Annotated in this window: 21 protein-coding genes and 1 pseudogene; 9 read left to right on the top strand and 13 right to left on the bottom strand. The window is 56.2% G+C overall.

The window, feature by feature from the left end; genetic code table 11:
* Positions 1–24 precede the first annotated feature (24 nt).
* From KKQ10_RS24130 to KKQ10_RS24150, 5 genes are all read left to right on the top strand, one after another.
* Positions 25–897, top strand: coding sequence for a hypothetical protein (locus KKQ10_RS24130; protein ID WP_252191735.1), 873 nt, complete (start codon positions 25–27; stop codon positions 895–897).
* On the top strand, positions 894–1439 hold the full coding sequence (locus tag KKQ10_RS24135) for a baseplate complex protein (RefSeq protein WP_053253857.1): 546 nt from the start codon (positions 894–896) through the stop codon (positions 1437–1439). Before KKQ10_RS24130 ends, KKQ10_RS24135 begins: the two co-directional genes overlap by 4 nt.
* Positions 1436–2140 (top strand): hypothetical protein, encoded by a 705-nt coding sequence (locus tag KKQ10_RS24140; protein ID WP_215502468.1) that lies wholly within the window; start codon positions 1436–1438, stop codon positions 2138–2140. Before KKQ10_RS24135 ends, KKQ10_RS24140 begins: the two co-directional genes overlap by 4 nt.
* Positions 2113–3084, top strand: coding sequence for a hypothetical protein (locus KKQ10_RS24145; RefSeq protein ID WP_215502469.1), 972 nt, complete (start codon positions 2113–2115; stop codon positions 3082–3084). The genes KKQ10_RS24140 and KKQ10_RS24145 overlap by 28 nt, the downstream gene beginning before the upstream one ends.
* A gap of 130 nt (positions 3085–3214) precedes the next feature.
* The gene (locus tag KKQ10_RS24150) at positions 3215–4252 is read left to right on the top strand and encodes a hypothetical protein (protein WP_215502470.1); all 1038 of its coding nucleotides are present in this window, start codon (positions 3215–3217) and stop codon (positions 4250–4252) included.
* A gap of 1084 nt (positions 4253–5336) precedes the next feature.
* Here the strand turns inward: KKQ10_RS24150 and KKQ10_RS24155 are convergent.
* Positions 5337–5552, bottom strand: a complete 216-nt coding sequence (locus tag KKQ10_RS24155; RefSeq protein WP_138814306.1) for a hypothetical protein — start codon at positions 5550–5552, stop codon at positions 5337–5339.
* Positions 5553–6251: 699 nt separating this feature from the next.
* Between KKQ10_RS24155 and KKQ10_RS28480 the strand changes: the two are divergent.
* A pseudogene (locus KKQ10_RS28480) lies at positions 6252–6438 on the top strand (phage portal protein); the annotation flags it as partial.
* 103 nt (positions 6439–6541) lie between these two features.
* Here KKQ10_RS28480 and KKQ10_RS24160 read toward each other — a convergent pair.
* From KKQ10_RS24160 to KKQ10_RS24170, 3 genes are all read right to left on the bottom strand, one after another.
* Positions 6542–6706, bottom strand: coding sequence for a hypothetical protein (locus KKQ10_RS24160; RefSeq protein WP_215502471.1), 165 nt, complete (start codon positions 6704–6706; stop codon positions 6542–6544).
* 306 nt (positions 6707–7012) lie between these two features.
* Complete coding sequence (locus KKQ10_RS24165; RefSeq protein WP_215502472.1) at positions 7013–7531, bottom strand: hypothetical protein; 519 nt, start codon at positions 7529–7531, stop codon at positions 7013–7015.
* A gap of 8 nt (positions 7532–7539) precedes the next feature.
* The gene (locus tag KKQ10_RS24170; RefSeq protein WP_215502473.1) at positions 7540–8739 is read right to left on the bottom strand and encodes an AAA family ATPase; all 1200 of its coding nucleotides are present in this window, start codon (positions 8737–8739) and stop codon (positions 7540–7542) included.
* A gap of 733 nt (positions 8740–9472) precedes the next feature.
* Between KKQ10_RS24170 and KKQ10_RS24175 the strand changes: the two genes are divergently transcribed.
* Positions 9473–9835, top strand: a complete 363-nt coding sequence (locus KKQ10_RS24175; protein ID WP_215502474.1) for a DUF6124 family protein — start codon at positions 9473–9475, stop codon at positions 9833–9835.
* A gap of 50 nt (positions 9836–9885) precedes the next feature.
* Here KKQ10_RS24175 and KKQ10_RS24180 read toward each other — a convergent pair whose 3' ends face one another.
* The gene (locus KKQ10_RS24180; protein WP_215502475.1) at positions 9886–10254 is read right to left on the bottom strand and encodes a DUF7079 family protein; all 369 of its coding nucleotides are present in this window, start codon (positions 10252–10254) and stop codon (positions 9886–9888) included.
* A gap of 99 nt (positions 10255–10353) precedes the next feature.
* On the opposite strand from KKQ10_RS24180, the gene KKQ10_RS24185 reads away from it, so the two are divergent.
* Positions 10354–10569, top strand: a complete 216-nt coding sequence (locus tag KKQ10_RS24185; RefSeq protein WP_127650340.1) for a hypothetical protein — start codon at positions 10354–10356, stop codon at positions 10567–10569.
* Between the two features lie 19 nt (positions 10570–10588).
* On the opposite strand, the gene KKQ10_RS24190 is transcribed toward KKQ10_RS24185, so the two are convergent.
* From KKQ10_RS24190 to KKQ10_RS24225, 8 genes are all read right to left on the bottom strand, one after another.
* Positions 10589–11017 carry a DUF6691 family protein gene (locus tag KKQ10_RS24190; protein ID WP_215502476.1) on the bottom strand — a complete coding sequence of 143 codons (429 nt, stop codon included), beginning with the start codon at positions 11015–11017 and terminating at the stop codon, positions 10589–10591.
* Between the two features lie 2 nt (positions 11018–11019).
* Positions 11020–11454, bottom strand: a complete 435-nt coding sequence (locus KKQ10_RS24195) for a YeeE/YedE family protein (RefSeq protein WP_215502477.1) — start codon at positions 11452–11454, stop codon at positions 11020–11022.
* 130 nt (positions 11455–11584) lie between these two features.
* Positions 11585–12370, bottom strand: coding sequence for a transporter substrate-binding domain-containing protein (locus KKQ10_RS24200; protein WP_127650346.1), 786 nt, complete (start codon positions 12368–12370; stop codon positions 11585–11587).
* A gap of 58 nt (positions 12371–12428) precedes the next feature.
* Complete coding sequence (gene copD / locus KKQ10_RS24205) at positions 12429–13298, bottom strand: copper homeostasis membrane protein CopD (RefSeq protein ID WP_215502478.1); 870 nt, start codon at positions 13296–13298, stop codon at positions 12429–12431.
* Positions 13299–13301: 3 nt separating this feature from the next.
* Positions 13302–13676 (bottom strand): copper homeostasis periplasmic binding protein CopC, encoded by a 375-nt coding sequence (gene copC, locus KKQ10_RS24210; protein ID WP_215502479.1) that lies wholly within the window; start codon positions 13674–13676, stop codon positions 13302–13304.
* A gap of 31 nt (positions 13677–13707) precedes the next feature.
* Positions 13708–14574, bottom strand: a complete 867-nt coding sequence (locus KKQ10_RS24215) for a copper resistance protein B (RefSeq protein WP_215502480.1) — start codon at positions 14572–14574, stop codon at positions 13708–13710.
* 11 nt (positions 14575–14585) lie between these two features.
* Positions 14586–16292 (bottom strand): copper resistance system multicopper oxidase, encoded by a 1707-nt coding sequence (locus KKQ10_RS24220; RefSeq protein WP_215502481.1) that lies wholly within the window; start codon positions 16290–16292, stop codon positions 14586–14588.
* Between the two features lie 90 nt (positions 16293–16382).
* Positions 16383–17024, bottom strand: coding sequence for an FMN-dependent NADH-azoreductase (locus KKQ10_RS24225; RefSeq protein WP_215502482.1), 642 nt, complete (start codon positions 17022–17024; stop codon positions 16383–16385).
* A 101-nt stretch (positions 17025–17125) separates the two neighbouring features.
* On the opposite strand from KKQ10_RS24225, the gene KKQ10_RS24230 reads away from it, so the two are divergent.
* Entirely contained in the window at positions 17126–17980 is an 855-nt protein-coding gene (locus KKQ10_RS24230; protein WP_215502483.1) for a LysR family transcriptional regulator, read from the top strand.
* Positions 17981–17985: the final 5 nt, after the last annotated feature.

Below are 17985 nucleotides of genomic sequence, written 5' to 3' on the forward strand. Positions count from 1 at the left end.
TGGCCTGTGGAGGCTACGCAGTGGATGGGTCAGCTTTCAGCGGCCCAAGGACTTGCCGGCGGCGAGCTGGCCAGCACAGCTAAGCGCCTGGCTGACCTGAGCGGGAAAACCTCAACCAACCCAGGGCCGGTGGGTGACGCCGCGCAGGGCGCAATAGCGGCCGGCCGTGCTGCACTTGTTGATCAAATGGGCGACGTTCCTACATGCCTGATGGTGACGCCTTTTCAAAGCGGGATTGGTCAGGGCAGTGGCTACCAGCGTTTTCTTTCCGCGCCGAACCTGCTGCAGCTGCTGGCCGGCAAACTGGTGGACGTGAGCGACACCGGCCGGCCGGACGGACCCCAGTTCGCCTTGTGCGTGATGTTCCTATCGACGCGCTTTGATCAGTTGGCAGCGAGCCTGGCACGCTTTAACGCCTTGTTGCCGATGCCTGACCTGGTGCGGACTGAACGACGCGCACGGCACTTATCGAAGCTGGAGACAGAAAAGTGGGAGATCCCCGCCGCCGGCATTTTGCCGCGTTGGCAGGCGCTGCCTCTGGAGCGCTGCACCGTAGTAAAGGCCGCGCAGCAATCCATGGCCGGCCAGCTTGCCGTTCTGGAGGGTTACGCCGCCGACAGCTCGCCCATGGCTGACCTTGCCGCGCTGGCCAGTCGCAAAGCAGCCCAGCAAAAGGGCCGAGATCAGCAACTGGCAGACCTGAAAGCGCTATTGGCCGATGGTAACCCGGACAGCAGCATGTGTGCCCGCATGATCGGCCCTGGCAATGCCACTGAGCTACGCGAGGCGCTGTTGACGGGCGACGCCCCAGGGCATGAATGGGTGCTGTGCGCGGGCGCGCTACTGGTGGGATCTGAGAAGGGTTTGAGTTTCGTCCGCGAATTGGTGGGCCTATGACTTTGTTACTTGACGGGCAACAGGTGCGTGGGAAAAACCTCAAGGTCACCGGCAATTTGCGTATCGAGAGCGACGACCTGTCAGGCCAGACCAGCAACACCGACAAGGGGCATAAGGGCTTCAAACCCAAGACACTGACGGTCAGTCTGATGATTCCTTTTGTTGACCAGGTGCAACTGCGCGACCTGATGCGCCTGGTAGAAGCGACCGCTGGCGGTGGCCAGCTCAAGACCTACCGAATCGTCAACGACACTGCTGCCGCGTTCGGCATGCGCCAGGTGACGTTTACCGAGGGCGTGAGCGCCCGGGAAGACGACAACCTGCGCGCTTGGCTGATTCAGTTCACCTTGGCGGAAAAACTGTCCAACCCTGAGAAGGTCGAGGGGCGGCGATCGGGCAACGCGGTTACCGCGCAGTCTGGCCCTGGCGGGGCTGTTGGCGGCGCCGGTGGCGATTCACCTGATGGGGCCGAGGAGCTGACCGGCTTTGAAGCAACTTTGAAAAAAGTTGACACCTGGCTGGGCGGGAGTGCCAAGGAATGAAGCTGCACAAGGAATTGGCCATCAACGGCAAACCGTATGTCCTGGTCAAAAACGAAGTTCGGCTGGATGCGAAAAGCCCTGGCCGGGCGACGTTCACCATTCAGGCCCCTGCGCCGGTCAAAGGGCTTGTGACGCTCGATATCGGCTACAACGACAGTACGCTGCAGCGACACTTCATTGGCTACGTGGAACGCTCCACCACGGCTAGCAGTGGCCAGCAGGTGCTGTTCTGCCGAGAGCTGGCCGCGATCCTGGCCAACCCATTGCCGCTGAATCTACGACACGTCGACCTGCGCGCAGTGCTGGTCGAGATCGGCCAGCACACCGGTTTGCGCTTTCGCGTACCGGACCAGCCGTATACCGGCGTGAAGGCGCCATTTTTCTACAGCCTGGCCGCCGGCTATCAAGCCATGGACAGCGTGGCCCGGGTTTTCAACATCCCCGACTTCATCTGGCAGCAACAGGGTGACGGGGAAGTGTTCGTGGGCAGTTGGGCTGACAGCTTCTTTGGCGTTCGCTCGCCGCTGCAGCTGCCGGTGGAACTGTTCGACGACTACCAGGGCAACCAAAGCGCGATGATTGCGGCCCTTCCCGGGTTGCGACCAGGCGCAACGATCAACCACGGCGAGCGCATCACCAGTGTGGCGCTCATCGACAATCAGATGGCCATCCGATGGACGACGCAATCCGCCGCAGCGTAGAACGACAATTTCCCGAACTTACCGGCGGTTACCACCTGCCACGATTTGCCCGTGTTGTCGCCGTAGCCGACGCCCCGGCCGGCGCCGGCATCTGTGACGATTTCCGGCCGCGCTATGCCGTCGACATCGAGGTCCTGGGGCCGGACGGCGAGCCAGACACCAAGCTGCCGATCCTGGCCGGCGTGCCGTTGCCGCTGCCCACCGGTGGCGAGGAAATGGGCATCTACGCATTCCCCCAGGAAGGCACACAGGTTGTGGTGTGCTTCGCGTACGGCCTGCCGCACAAGCCCTATATCCAAACCATTCTGCCCCACGGCCTGAGCATGCCCAGCGTCCCGAAAGGTGACCAGGTGTGGCAGCACAGCGAAGCCTGTCAGCAGCGCGTCGACGCCGACGGCAACTGGCTGCGCCAGACTGACGGCAAGATCCTGGACAAGGCGATCGAGCGGGAAGTGGAGGCGATGGGCAACACTGAGCGGTTCCAGAGCCACACAAGGACCGTGGACGATCATGCAACCGAGTCGGTTGGGGGCATCAAGACGCTTGAAGCTCTGGGCGCGCTCAAGCTGCTATCGGGCGGATCTGCGAGCCTGGCGGCGGTGGATGATCTGCACCAGGCGACCGGGCGGGACTTGAACCTGGTGGTGGGGCAGAAGCACAACGCCACGGTTGGTGGCGACATGGAGGAAAGGATTCAGGGGCTGCGCCAGAGCGTGGCGGCGGTCAGCCAGAGACTGGTCGCGCCCAAGACCTGGTTAGGATCCGAGGGGGTGAACGTGCTGCAGGTGCTGTGCGATTTGCTCGATCTGGTGCAACAGATGAACGCCCAACAGGCCAGCCATACACACGGCCCCACGCCGCCACCTGGGAATGCTTCTGCATTTACAGGGTACGCCGCGAAGGCTTCGGCACTATCAACGGCAATGAGCCCTATCACGCTCTGACCAGCAGAATTTCCTTGCTTTGTTTATATTTTTCGGCGAGCGCACAAGTTTTCTTATCTGGAGCTATCATGGATTGCATTAATACACGAAACTGAAGTTTCGTTACTGCTAAGTCTCCGGCGGTGCAATTATGCGAAAAAAACAAACAAAAGTTCGACCCCCTTTTGAAGCAGGAAGATTGCTCGACAATGCAAAGAACTCGATAGCATTAGGTGTTGAGGACTTCAACAGTAGCCAGGTTGAAGGTGGAAACAGTAAAAGGGTTCTATCTGCTGCCCGAAACTTTTATTCGGGTCTTTTACTGCTATTTAAATTCAGAATTGCCATCTCCACACATGATGTGGATAAGTCCGAAGGGCTTGTGTATGAGGCAGAAAAGGTCTTGCCCTACCTGGTAGGGAATGGCGAGATTGAATGGCGACCTGTTAATTTGAAAAAATATACAATTGACTTTGGGGCTATCCAGAGTCGTTTTGAAACTTTAGGTATTAAAACTGATTGGGTAGCTGTAAAAAAACTACAGGACTGCCGAAACGACCTGGAACACTTTAGCCCGGAACATTCCATGGCGGATATAGGTCGATTTGTCGCCAATCTATTTCCGTTACTGCATCAGTTTATCGTAGACGAACTCAAAGGCGCACCCGCCGAACTATTGGGCTCTGCGTGGACGTCGATGCTTGAGTTTCATGAGTTTCATAAAGCAAATCTAGAAAAGGTTAATTCTCAGTGGGCGAGCGTAAAGCTTCCAGATGCGGCAAGTCGCCTGCTCGAAGAGTGTAAGTGCTATGAATGCAACTCAAGTTTATTGGCTCCGAATAGAAATGATGTCGCAGCAGGAGTTCAGATAGACTTCTCAGAGTTTAGATATGAGTGTGTTGAGTGTCATTACACAGACTCTCTATCCGAGCTTTTGGAAGCTGAGTTGTCTTTAATTCAAGATTCAGGCATCTTTAGTGAGGAGAGCAACATCGTTGAGTGTGATAGTTGCTTTTTTGTACTGTTCTCTTTAAACGACTTGGCTTGCCATTGGTGTGGTTATACTAAGACTATTCCGCGGTGCGGCACCTGCAACTCATACTTAAGTGAGTTGGAAACAAAGTACGGCAGTACTACTTGCGAACGTTGTAGCGAGGACGAGTATCTGCTTTCTTTAGAAAATAGGTAAACACGCCAAAATCTAATAGAGCATCACGCCTCTCTGCACCACAAGGACTGCGTATATGCGCAACCGTCAACATACTCAATTCTACTCAAGACAAAGCCGGTGGGCGCCATTCCGGCCAATGTTGCATCAAGCAAACGGGGCAACGGATCTGGCTCAAGTGGCATCCCCTTAATCAGCCTCGCTACATTTGAGCTACGTCCAAGCTCGTCGCTCAGTTCGGTAGAAACTCGTACGTCTCCTTTGATCGCTATGTAGCGCCTGCGCTCATGTGGCGTCAAAGCGGCTCCATTGCAGCGCATGGGAGTGACCAGCATGTGCATGTCCGTTCTCCTACCTATCGTCGATGCGCTCGTCCAGAAGCGCTTCTACGGCATAAGCCAAGGCACCGTCCGCTTGCTCTAGCAGATCACTGAGGCCGTTGTGGTCAATTAAGTGTGTTCTGTGAAGCGCGTGTGCACCTTCCAGCAGCACCTTATGGTGAGCGCCTGGATGACTCAGCAATGCTGCTTCGTCTTTCAGGAATGACAACCATGTCTGGATCGTCCACGCCTGGGGAGAATTACCTGGGTTCACTAGCGATACCTTCGAATTAACTGTATATGCAGACAGTATATTGGTAGGTCAAATCTGAGAGAAAAGCTTCCGACGAAATGCTGGCCAGGCTACTGCTTGAAATTCCGGCGTGAAGAAAAATCACGCTGAAAAAGCACTTATCCCCCTCCCGCCGACGAGGTCTGCGTCCTTTTTTTGTGCAAATCCAGATGTAGTGCAAACGAACCGGCAGCCCAGACGGGCCGGGGGGCTCTTCAGGGTGCCGGCAGTTTCACAGATTGCAAAGTTTTGAAGAGAAGTGCAGGGCGACTGCACGGAGGTGCAGCTGACGATCACGGACGGGGCAGGGCTGGAGGCCCAGGATTCATTGGTCTGTGTACAGAAAAATACAGGAGTAAGGGTATTTTCCAAAACGAGATAGGTCTTTTTTCTCGCCGACCATGGCTGCCGTCGATGAGGTCGAAAGCTGTCATAAGCCATGAATCTTTTGGGTTTGCCGAGATTGTGGCATTTCACAATTTGTCTCGATTCATTAGCTGGCGCCTGGCCTTCTCAATCTGGCCAAACCTTGCTTGATATGCCCCGCGTTCTCACCGATTGCCTCTAAGGCACCACGCACGTTGTCACCCACTTCTACGGAGCCATGTTGTTCCAGGCGTAGCGTGAGTTCCATCACAGCGGCTTCAAGTGCCAACTGATTTTCATACATCCTTTCAAGTACATCTGAGAGCGAATATTCATGCGCCATACAAGGGGTTCCTATTGTGAGCTCTCAGACTAGCCCCAAGCTGAAGGACTCGCCAAACAGATGGCGATTTTGGAACCAAGGCTGGGAAAAAGGTAATTTTGGTTAGGAAAGGCATTAAATCCGCCACAGCCCGCGTAGTTCGTGGGTTTGACGCATTACCTTGAGGGGTAATATTTGGTAATGGTGAAGGTAATATTCGTCCACGTCCCCGGTTTTGTTGGGGATTGAGCCTGTCAGTAATTACCCGATGAAAAGGTAATGACCTAACCTATAAATTACCAAATTATTACCTTTCTAAATGTCTATCAAGCTATTGAAATTAAAGGGTTTTATTCTGCTTTATCAAGCTTATTACCAATATTACCTTTTTCCCATGCCTCAACATAAATCGGGCGACACCCCGTCTTTTACCCCCTTCCAACCCTCGCGCACTAACTTGGTGCAAAACCCATGGGACCACCATGGGACTGAGAAAGCCGATTTTTTAGAGTGAGAGCATCGCTGCAGCCCGCGTAAACCGGGCACTTGCATAATGAAAGTGACTTTGCGGGTAGTTTCGAATCTCTCCTTCATCGCCAAATTTAGAAAAGCCCGGGAATTCAGTTACTTAGAATTCGTGGTTTTTTTGTTTGTACTACTCTCACTCTCCATCACGTTCCTTCTAACGCCCTGTCACAGTTGCCGACGCCGAAGCCACCCAGAAACCAGACCCGCGGCGACGTGCTGGCCAGCTTGCGCATCCCGCCGCAATTGATGGGCATCGTGCCGCAGAACGCGGGTGGATTTGGGTCGATCAGGGAAGGCGGCGCAGATCTATGCGGCCAATGAACTGGAGTCGATTCAGGCGGGTCTGGTGCAAGTGAATGACTGGCTCGGGAGGAGGTGATTCGATTTTAGCCCTACGAGTTGGCCCCCACTCAATGAGTCGGGGCTGACCGATACTGACTCCCTGGAGTCAGTCGTCGAAGGTTATCTCGCGATCAGCTAGGTCAAAAACTTGAAATAGAAATTGCAAAACGTTTGAACAGACCGAAAAATTCATTCAGGTGCATCTCCAGGTGAATCTTGCGAACCTGGACAGGTTGGCCTGACATCACCTCTTCATGAATGGTGTCGTATTGTTCACCAGATGAAACTAGAGCAGTAACATACATAGGCTTGTCCTGAACCACCCATGCACTTCACCTGACTACAGTTCTATACCAATCAATGACTCAACCATATCGAATCAGACCCTTTTCCTGTAGATAATTAGAATAGTCTCTGTTGTCATGGCGATTTGCTGCGGCCGTCCCTGTGAGATCGTTATACTGAACTCCTGCTCGAAAAGTATCTTGCCCCATTACTCAATCGTTGTTTGAATCTGCACCTCAAATCAGCGTACGCTTTGGCGTTCCTGAGCGGCTGTTACACCTAGGGTGGCAGATGCTCAGAAGTGCCTTTAGTTAAAAACTCTTGTGCTACTTGGGGTTAGCAAGATAAGCGATTAAATCTTCAATTATTTGTACTCCGGGGCGTGCAGCTTCAATCTTTGCTTTTTCAAAGTGTCTTTCAAAAAAACTAATGTCTACAGAGTTTCCAATAAAGTTTTGAGCCAGCATTCGTTTGCATTCAGCTGTGGTTATATTTTCTTTAACTTTTTTGTTGGCTACCCTCAGGAGAGTTCCTTCTATAGCGGGCACCGATTGGAAAAGATGAACTGAATTTTTTTTAAAGTATGTGTCGCTTTTTTTGCATATCGGAAGGTCTGAGTCAAATAATGCAGCTAAGTAGTCGTAGCTTTTACCACGAGCTCCAGTGATAAGCGCATCCATGATGCCTAGAGGCCCAGCGCCATGAGCATTTTTTATTTTAATACTTATTTTGCAATTGCGTTCGACATAGCACTGCTTTAGATGTGTCATAAAAGCGAGATCTGTCTCGCCTTCAACTGCAAATAATATAGTTTTGTTTGTTTTTCTGAGAGGCTTCTTGGGCATTTTAGTGCTCACACACGAGGCACGGCGCCATAGGCACCAGACATGTATTTAGCGTAAAAATTATCATCACTTCTTACACCCTCCATTTCAGATAGTTTCCAAGCTTCACTCACACCATCATTTTTTTCTACTAAAATAATTTGACTCTTCTGTAGAAGGTTGATTACTTCAATTGAATGTGTGGTGAATATAAGTTGGGCGTTCATTGGGTTGGAGCGCTTGCTAAAGAACAAATTTAAAATTGGTTCTATCATTAGCGGATGTAAGTCGCCTTCTAGCTCGTCATATATAAGGATGCCGCCAGTTTGTAGGAGTGGTAAAACTTTACTTAATAGATAGTAGATCGCTTGGGTACCATTTGACTCTAGTAATAGCGGTAGTCTAGCTTTCTTTGTGCCACGCTTGTAGTTAACCCAGGGGATCAAGTTTTGAGTGATTTCGCCGTCATCCTCCGTACGCTCATACTGTTCGATTTCTATGTCATCGATACCGAAATCATTCTCGTGAAGAAACTTAAGCATTTCCGCTTTTCTAGGTTTGTTTTCAAAGTAATATTGAGAAGCAATGGATACGTCGGCGGAGCCATAGTACGTATCTCTACCAAAGCTGTTAACATTGGTTACGAGTTTGCGCAGTTCGTTACAAATACTCATCGCTACCTTGCTTTTATACTGCGCAGCAAGAGAAATTAATGAAACCAGATCGCCGGCTTCATCTAATGGCATATGGGCTTTGCCAAAACCTTTGCGATTGAGTGCGTATTCCTCAAGTTCAAAGTTCCAAGTTCTTAAAAATACCCGGCTCCAAAGTCTACTCGTTTTTTTCTCAAGTGATTCTGCTAAAACGCGATCTCCGCCTCTTATAAGCACGTATCTGTACCGTACTCCCTCAGCGTCAAATTCCAGAGAAAGCGAAACGGGGGATTTTTCGTTAAAAATATGAGGGCGAATAAAGTGTCTTTGATCAGTTTTTTTTGCGAAAAACGAGTCTGTTATAAACCACAGTAAATAAGCTAGCGGCTTGATTAGGTTGGTTTTGCCCGAACCATTAGCTCCCACAATAGCCAGAATTTTGCTAACCCTGTCGTCGGATGATTCCGACTCAAAAGCAGTGTCATTCAGTGCAGATCGCTTGTCTGTCACGAAAGAAACTTCAGTTTTAGCTTCAAAGGAGAAGAAATTCTCTAAGGTGAAGCTGTAGATCGCCATTGGATACTCGCTCGATTGGTACAATATATTGTGGATTATGCGCGAGTAGTAGGTTATGTCAACGGCATTAGCATGAAGATGCCATGGTGGGCGACTCGGATCTTAAGAAAGCGAGCATAGCAGTGGCAAGATTCGGTGCTGTCACCGCCAGTAATAAAGGGCTGGGGCTTCAATGTGCTGTGATGGTGTTGGTACGAAAGTGGTACGGGATTTTTAGAAAGGTGCTGGAGGCTTTGTATTGCAAGGCCTGTAGGATTAGTAGCTCCAGTCCATCATCGGAACGACGGACAGTGCTTGAAAGAGGGCTGCATTTCTCTTTGCACTGGTGACCGTATCTCGTCGATTAGCGTGCTCTTAGAACCTCTGCGAACAGAAAAAACGCACCTGTTTAAATAAAGGCTATTGTTGCAATCCCGCTCCTACACCACCTTGCGCCTCACCCTACACCTAAGACAGAATCCGCCGGCTTGTGCGTCTAGCTCGCGGGTTCTATCGTCCCTGTGTCACTGCAAACCAGTGATCGGGTTTGGTAGCCCGCTTCGTTTCTAGACTCATGGCGTCACCGTGTGCAGTCCTGTCTCAGGACTCCGATTTCATGGTGGTCATGCGTGGGGCTCATTCGTGGGCGCCGGGTTCTAGTGCGACCGGTCTACCAACCCGCGTATGGCCGCCACCTATCGTTTGGTAGCGAGGGTGATGGCTCCTTTTAGTATTCGCGCTAGAGGTTCCATCTATGTTCAAAGTAACGCCCAACCCACCCGAAACCGACCCCGCATCCCCCTACGAATCCCTCGACCCCCGCAAACTCCACGAAGCCGCCGAGCGCGCCCTCGATCACTACCTCACGCCGGCCAGCCAGATCATGGCCAGCGCCAATACCGCCCAACCCATGTTCCTCGCCAATCCGGCGTACGACACCGAATCCCTGCTCGCCAACGCCAGTGAATCCCTGGGTTCTGCCACCATCATGCTCAACGATTTCGCCGCGTTGCTGGATATCTCGCACCGCAAGACGCTGCTGGGTATTGCGCAGGTGGTGATGTTGGGGGAGTTGGCGGTGAATCAGGCGTTGGATAACGTTGAGTTGAAGGCGTAAGGCGTGTCCCTCTGTGGCGAGCGGCCAGGCTGTTGCCACGGAGGGCTGTATCAGCTCGATTGTTTGAGATGGGCTGACAGTTCTTTCCAGACGTCGCGATAGCTGAAGCGCAGCCAGGTGGTATGTAGCTTATGAAGTTGCCGCCGAATCCTGCTGTTCCTGTTTGCAAGCAGCATTTGCTCGATCTCCCGGTTCAGCGAGTCAGGTTCGAAGCCTGTCCAGATCGGGGGAAGTACGCATTCCAGGTTGTCGGCGCAGACGACGGCGACTTCCGAGTAGAGGATGGTTTTGATCAGTTCCGGCTCGTAGCCTTTGATTTGCTCAGCGATGTAGGGGTAATCCACTCCTGTGTCGACAAAGATGTCTGACAGGGCGGCCCTGATTTTGTACAACTCGCAAGGAGTGGGTGAGTGTCCCATGAAGCTGAACCCGTGCTGTCGATCCGCAAAGTTTCATCTTGCCACGTGCGGCGAAGGCTTACGATGCCGGGACAAGATCATCCCCAGGGGAGCCGTACCATGCGCACCAATGTCGTCAAAGTGCTGTTGATCGCTGCAGCTGTCTCGGTATTGAGTGCCTGTTCGGGCGGCGGTGGGTTGACCACCACCAGTTGTTTTTCTGCCGATTGCCAGTCGCCGGAGGGGCGCAGTAATGCGACGACCCTGAAGTTTGGCGGCAACAGTATTGGCAGCAGTCTGAACCAGTACAGCTCTGGCATGCTGCACGACGACTGAATAAGCGGTTTTACGGCGATTAAGGCTTGCGTTGGGCTTCCAATAGCGTGAACAGCCACATGCCGGCCAACATCGCCAACATCGCCAACACGAATACGATCGCTTGCCAGTGACCCGTCAGCAGGATGGTCACTGCCGGGCCGGGGCAGATACCGGCTATTCCCCAACCGACACCGAACAACAGGCTGCCGCCGATCAGGCGTCGGTCCAGTTCTCGTTTGGTGGGTATTTGCATGGGGTTGCCCAATAGCGATTGGCGCTGCCGGCGCGCCCAGGTCAAGGGGCAGAAGGCGATGGCAATGGCGCCGACCATGACCAGTGCCAGCGACGGATCCCAAGCTCCGGCCACATCCAGAAATGCCAGGACTTTCGTTGGATTGGCCATACCCGCCAGAAGCAAGCCGAGGCCGAACAGCAGGCCCGCCACGAATGCATTCAATCTGATCATGTTCAGGCTCCCAGCAGATGGCGCAGGATAAACACCGTGACGAATCCGCTGAGCATGAAGCAGGCGGTGGCGATCATCGAGCGCGGCGAAAGGCGCGATATGCCGCAAACGCCATGGCCACTGGTGCAGCCGGAACCGTAGCGTGTGCCCAGCCCCACCAATAACCCCGCGACGCTCAGCCCGAGCCAGCTGTTCTGGAACTCGATCGGCGGCAACGCGCTGAACAATGCCCAGAGCAGCGGCGCAACCAGCAGGCCCAGCAGGAACAGGGCTTTTTCGCTGGCGCCTTCACTGTTGCGTTGCAGCAGGCTGCCGATCAAGCCGCTGATGCCGGCGATACGGCCATTGCCGACCACGAACAGGCTGGCGGCCAGCCCGATCAGCGCGCCACCTGCCAGGGACGACCAGGGAGTGAAATTGGGCCAGTCGACATTCATGGGGCGCCTCGATAGCAACAAAGAGTGATGTGCGGTTTCAACAGTACAGCTCAACCGATACGGTGACGTCGTAATGAGTACGGGTTGAGCGGATAAGTCACCTTACGCCGTTGAGTGCCGGTGCAGAGACTTACTGCGGCACAGCCAGCCACTCACCAATCACCTTCTGATAACTGCCGGTGACTTTGCTTAAATGCAGCCACTGATCAACGTACAGTTTCCAGCTGATGTCATCCCGTGGCAGCAGGTACGCCTTCTCGCCGTACTGCATGTATTGGTGCGGATTCACTGCGCACAGCCCCGGTTTGAGTTTCTGCTGGTACAACGCTTCCGAGGCGTCGGTGATCATCACGTCAGCCTTGTTGTCGAGCAGTTGCTGGAAGATCGTCACGTTGTCGTGCAGGGCCAGTTGCGCTTTGGGCAGGAAGGCGTGGACGAAGGCTTCGTTGGTGCCGCCGGCGGGTTCCACCAGGCGCACGTTGGGCTGGTTGATCTGCTCGATGGTCTGGTACTTGGCCTGATCGGCGCAGCGCACCAGCGGGATCTTGCCGTCGCTGTCGAGGGTGTTGCTGAAGTAGGCTTTTTTCTGCCGCTCCAGCGTCACCGAGATGCCGCCCATGCCGATGTCGCACTTGCCGGCCTGCATGTCCGGCATCAGGGTTTTCCAGGTGGTCTGCACCCATTCGACTTTGACCCCGAGGCTGTCGGCCAGCGAGCGCGCCATGGCGATGTCGATGCCTTCGAAATCGCCGTCGGTGCGCTTGAAGGTGTAGGGCTTGTAGTCGCCGGTGGTGCAGACGCGCAGCTGGCCTTGTTGCTGGATGCTGTCGAGGTGCGAAGAGGTTTCCTGGGCTTGAACGCCCGCGGCCAAGGTCAGTGCGCCGCAAAGGATCAGGGTGCTTTTTAGAATTGTCATGGAGATCGGGCTTCTGAAAGGGAAGGTGAGCCAGTGTAGTGAAAGGCCCTCCCGGGTGTCATCCCGCGTCCGGACTCAACGTGCCGAGCCACGCCACCAACGCCACGATCAGCAGGGCCATGCCCAGCTCCAGCAGCACGCTGCGTCTGAGCGCATTCGCCGCGATGACGTGCTGTCCGTCGCGTATCGATCGCTCCAGCGCAGGCCCAAGATGAAAGCGATTCAACGCGGCCAGCACCAGCATCCCGGCAAACAGCAAAACCTTGATCGCCAGCAACATCCCGTAGACGCCGAGCAGTACGTCATCCAGCCTCGGGCCGACGATGAACAGGTAATTCACCACGCCGGTGATCGACAGCGTCAGCACAATCGCCGCGCCGACCCATTCGAAGCGTTTCACCGCATGAGTCAACAGGCGAATCCGTGCTTCATCCACACGGCCGCGCGCGAGCAACACCAGCGCCAGCATCGCCCCCAACCATGCACCCGCCGCCAACAGATGGAGGATGTCGCTGAGGAAATGCCAGAACCGCAGCGATCCCTCATCCATCGCTCCGTGTCCACTCCAGGCGAGGGAGGCGAGGGCGACCGCGCCGGCAATCGATGCGATCGCCCAACCCGGTCTGATCAACACCACCATCAGTGCCAGCATGCGCAGCGCCCACGCCAGCCCGACCTCCGTTTCCAGCAACATCATTTGCAGGTGCGGCCACAGCGCGGCGAACTCCGTTTCGCCGCTCATGGCGCGGGTCATCAACACCAGTCCCGCCACCGACAGCAGCGCGCCGAGCAACGCCAACCCGCGCAACAGGGGGCTAAACCGCAGGCTGGCGTGACCGCCGTACAACACAAACAACGCCACCCCGAACAACAGCAGCAAATCCCCATACAACGCCAGACGCAGGAAGATGTTGATCAGTTCAGCCATCGCTCACTTCACTTTGAACGTGACGTTGCCGGTGATCGGGTGCGTATCGGACGACACCGCGCGCCACTCGACTTTGTAGGTGCCGGTGGGTAACGGCGCGAGCGGGGTGACGAGCATGGTTTTCGGGTCACCTCCGGCGCTGACTTTGGCCTTCATCGGCATCGGCGAATGGGCCATGCCGGGCATCTCGGTCATCACCAGTTTGGCGCCGGAAAACTGGGTCAGCAGGTTCTCGGAAAAGTGCAGTTCGATCTTGCCGGGTGCCGCACCGTCCGCGCCTTCGGCTGGGGTCGACGACAGCAGTTTCGGGTGGGCCTGGGCGAGGGTGCTCAAGAGCAATCCGCTGGCGAGTACAAGGGTGATATTCAACGTGCGCATGCAAGACCTCTGGGTTGTTTTCTAATGGGATTCAGAACCACATCCGCACGCCGAGCACGAGCCGTGCTTCGCTGCGATCCGCGCCTTCTTCGCGGGGGTAATCGGCGGTGTTGCCGTAGGTGCGGTTCCATGTCACGCCGATGTAGGGCGCAAATTCACGGCGGATTTCATAGCGCAGGCGCAGGCCGGCTTCAGTGTTCGATAGGCCGGAGCCGAGGCCCCGTTGCGGGTCGTTTTTGCCGTAGACGTTGAGTTCGGCGGTGGGCTGCAGGATCAGCCGGTTGGTCAACAGAATGTCGTAGTCGCCTTCCAGCCGTAGCGCGCTTTGTCCACCCTCGCCGAGAAACGCCGTGGCCTTGGCCTCGAAGTTGTACAGCGCCATGCCCTGCAACCCGAACGCCGCCCAGGTTTGTGGCGCGCCCGGTTTGAAGTCCTGGCGCACGCCGCTGACCACGTCCCACCATGGCGAAATCGCGTGGCCCCACAGGGCCTGGATCTCGGCGTCCTCGGTCTTGCCGTTGCTGCGTTCGCCTTCGGAGCGCAGCCACAGGCGATCGATGTCGCCGCCGATCCAGCCGGACAGATCCCAGGCCAAAGCGCTGCCGTCGTCGGCGTTCTGCCATTCGAGTTTGTCGGCGAGGAAGTAGCTGTTGATCGCGCTGTCGTGCACCTGATGGCCACCGGGGCTGACGAACACGGCGGCGCGATCGGCGTCGGTCAGCGCCGGGATCGGCGTGCGGCTTTCGCTTGGCGCGGCGGGCTGCATCATGCCGTCGTCCATGCTTTGCATCGAATGATCCATGCCGGGCATCTGGCTGTGATCCATGCCTTGCATGTCGTTGGCGGCCATGGCCGACGTGCCGACAAGCACCAGAGAAAACGCGGTGATTCGAGTCATGATCGGCCCCTTCATTCTTCCACCCGAACTTCGCGGAACATGCCCATTTCCATGTGATAGAGCAGATGGCAGTGATAGGCCCAGCGGCCCAATGCATCGGCCGTCACCCGGTAGCTGCGGCGAGTGCCGGGGGGCATGTCGAGGGTGTGTTTGCGCACCTGGAAGTCGCCGTTCTCGTCTTCCAGATCGCTCCACATGCCGTGCAGGTGAATGGGGTGGGTCATCATCGTGTCGTTGACCAGCACCAGACGAATGCGCTCGCCGTACTTGAGGCGCAGCGGCTCGGCGTCGGAGAACTTGATGCCGTTGAACGACCAGGCGAATTTCTCCATATGCCCGGTCAGGTGCAGCTCAATCGTGCGGCCGGGGTCGCGGCCATCCGGGTCTTCGAAGGTGCTGCGCAGGTCGGCGTAGGTCAGCACGCGGCGACCGTTGTTGCGCAGACCCAGGCCAGGGTCGTTGAGTTTGGGGGCGGTGCTCATGGCTTGCATGTCCACCAGCGGGTTGTCTTTTTCGCTGTCGGGGTGCGATTGCATCGGGCCCATGTCCGAGTGATCCATGCCTGCCATGGCGCTCATGTCCATCGAGCCGTGATCCATGCCACCCATGCCCATGTCGTCCATGGTCACCAACGGGCGTGGATCCAGCGCAGGCACCGGCGCTGCCAGACCGGCGCGGGTGGCGAGGGTGGCGCGGGCGTAACCGGTGCGGTCCATGGCCTGGGCGAACAGGGTGTAAGCCTCGGCGACGGGTTCGACGATCACGTCGTAGGTTTCTGCCACTGCGATGCGCAGCTCATCGACACTGACCGGTTTGACGTGCAAACCGTCCGCCGCGACCACGGTCATTTTCAGCCCGGGAATGCGCACGTCGAAGTAGGTCATGGCCGAGCCGTTGATCAGCCGCAGACGCAGTTTTTCACCGGGGCGAAACAGCCCGGTCCAGTTCGTGTCGGGAGCGTGGCCGTTGATCAGGAAGGTGTAGGTGGCGCCACTGACGTCGGCGATGTCGGTGGGGTTCATCTTCATTTGTGCCCACATCGTGCGGTCGGCGACGGTGGCGCCCCAGCCTTTTTCGCTGACATCGTCGATGAAGTCGCCGACGGTGCGCTTGTGGTAGTTGTAGTAGTCGGACTGCTTTTTCAGGGTCTTCATCAGGCTGGCCGGGGCTTCGTCGGTCCAGTCGCTGAGCATCACCACGTAGTCGCGGTCGTACTGGAACGGCTCCGGTTCTTTGGCGTCGATCACCAGCGGCCCGTAGACCCCGGCCTGTTCCTGCAACCCGGAATGGCTGTGATACCAGTAGGTGCCGTGCTGCCGCACCTTGAACTGGTAGACGTACACACCACCCGGTTCGATGCCGTGAAAACTCAGGCCCGGCACGCCGTCCATGTTGGCCGGCAGGAGGATGCCGTGCCAGTGAATCGAAGTGCTGTCCTTGAGCCGGTTGCGCACCCGCAACGTCACTGTGTCGCCTTCGCGCCAGCGCAGCAGCGGGCCGGGCAGGCTGCCATTGATGGTCATGGCGGTGCGCGGGCTGCCGGTGAAGTTGACCGGGGTTTCGCCGATGAACAGCTCGAAGTCGCTGCCACTCAGCTCGTTGATCTGCCCCGGCCCGCTCAGCGCCCAGACCGGCGCGCGCCACAGGCCGAGGCCACCGAGCAGGCCGCTGGCGGCAAGGCCTTTGACGAAGGTGCGTCTTGAAGTGTTGGAAGGCATGCGCTGGAAGTCCCCGTTTGACACATGACGGGGAGACTAACCAGCGCTGGCTTTCAGTTGGCTGAGAGGGGGATTACAGTTTTGACAGGTTCAGCCGGCGAGATGATCCGCCAGTTCCCGCGCCTGCTGTGAGGCCGCAAGCCGCGCGTCACGATCGATGTCTTCGCCGAGAATCGTCTTCTCGACGCTCAACTCATGTACCACGCTGATGCCAATGAAGCCGAGCCAGGCGGCCACATACGGTTTCTGAAAGTCGAAGCGCTCGACTGGGGTGGCTGATTGCGCAGAGAAGTCCATCCCGCAGGCATAGGCGGCCACAGCGATTTTGTCTTTCAGCAAACCTTTCAGGCCATGCTGAGGATCGAAGTTGAACAGAATGTCTTTCTGCGAAACCAGATCAATGAAGTGCTTGAGCTTGTACGGGATGCTGAAGTTCCACAGGGGCACCGACAGCACTATCACGTCGGCGCGGTACAGGTAAGCCGCGAGGTGCTTGAGTTCATTCCAGGCCGATTGCTGTGCGGGGGTCAGGGGCGTACCACTGAGGCCGGCGTATTTGGCGTTCATCGCATGTTCGCCGAACTCTGGAAGCTGTATCCCCCACAGGTCCAGCGTTTCGATGTGCATCTGGGGGTGATGCAGTTGATAGCGCTCGATGAAGCTGCGGGCGACTTGCCGTGAGGCGGAGCGTTGTTTACGGGGTGAGCATTCGATGTGCAGAAGGGTGGTCACGTTTGGCCTCGGCATGCGGTTGATGAGTGCGAGGCATTGCAACATAGCTAGGTTCAAACTATAAATCGTGAATAAACCAATCATTGATCACGTATCTAACTATGTTTGACGCCTTGTTGCTCAGGACCTTTGTCACGGTTGTCGATGAGGAGGGTTTCAGCCGTGCCGCTGAAAAGCTCCATCTCACCCAGTCTGCCGTTAGTGGTCATCTTCGGCGGCTGGAGGAGCAAGTCGGCAAACCGCTGCTCAAACGCACCACTCGCTCCCAGCAACTGACCCCTGACGGTGAACGTCTGATGGCCTATGCGCGGGCGATTCTGGCGTTGAACCGCGATGCCTGGATGCAGCTCACGCGTACGCCATTTCAAGGCCGGGTTCGCATTGGCGTTTCCGAGGATTTTGTCGAGGCGCGGTTGTTGCGCGCGTTGCAGGATTGCGCGGCGCAGCATCCAGGAATGGAAATCGATGTTCAGGTCAATATTCCACGGACGTTGCTGAGCCAGATGCATCAGGGCGAACTGGACATGGTCGTCGGTTCGTTGTGTGAAGCCAGTGATGCGGGGCGCCTGCTTTGGCAAGAGCCGTTGGTGTGGGCATGGGCGGCACAACCGTTCACGCCACTGCCGATGCCCTTACCGTTGGCACTGTTTCCCGAGCCGTGTCCGTATCGCGAAGCGGCGTTGGCGAGGTTGGCTCAAGCCGGTATTGCGCAACGTACCGCGATGCTGTGCTCCAGCACCGCCGGGTTGCGCGCTGCGGCAGCCTCCGGATTTGCCGTGGCCCCCATGCCGGTCAGTCAACTGGGGCACGGTCTGGCCGCGCTGGGAGCGGAGCAGGGCTTGCCAGCGTTGCCGGACGCCCAAATCCGCTTGTTCGTCGCGCCGCATGCCGATCCGCAACTGCTCGATTCGGTATCGCAGGTGATCGTCGAGTTTTGTTCAACACGGCGGCAGTGACCGTG

This window comes from Pseudomonas sp. MG-9 (genome assembly GCF_018729515.1).
Taxonomy (GTDB): Bacteria; Pseudomonadota; Gammaproteobacteria; order Pseudomonadales; family Pseudomonadaceae; genus Aquipseudomonas; species Aquipseudomonas serboccidentalis.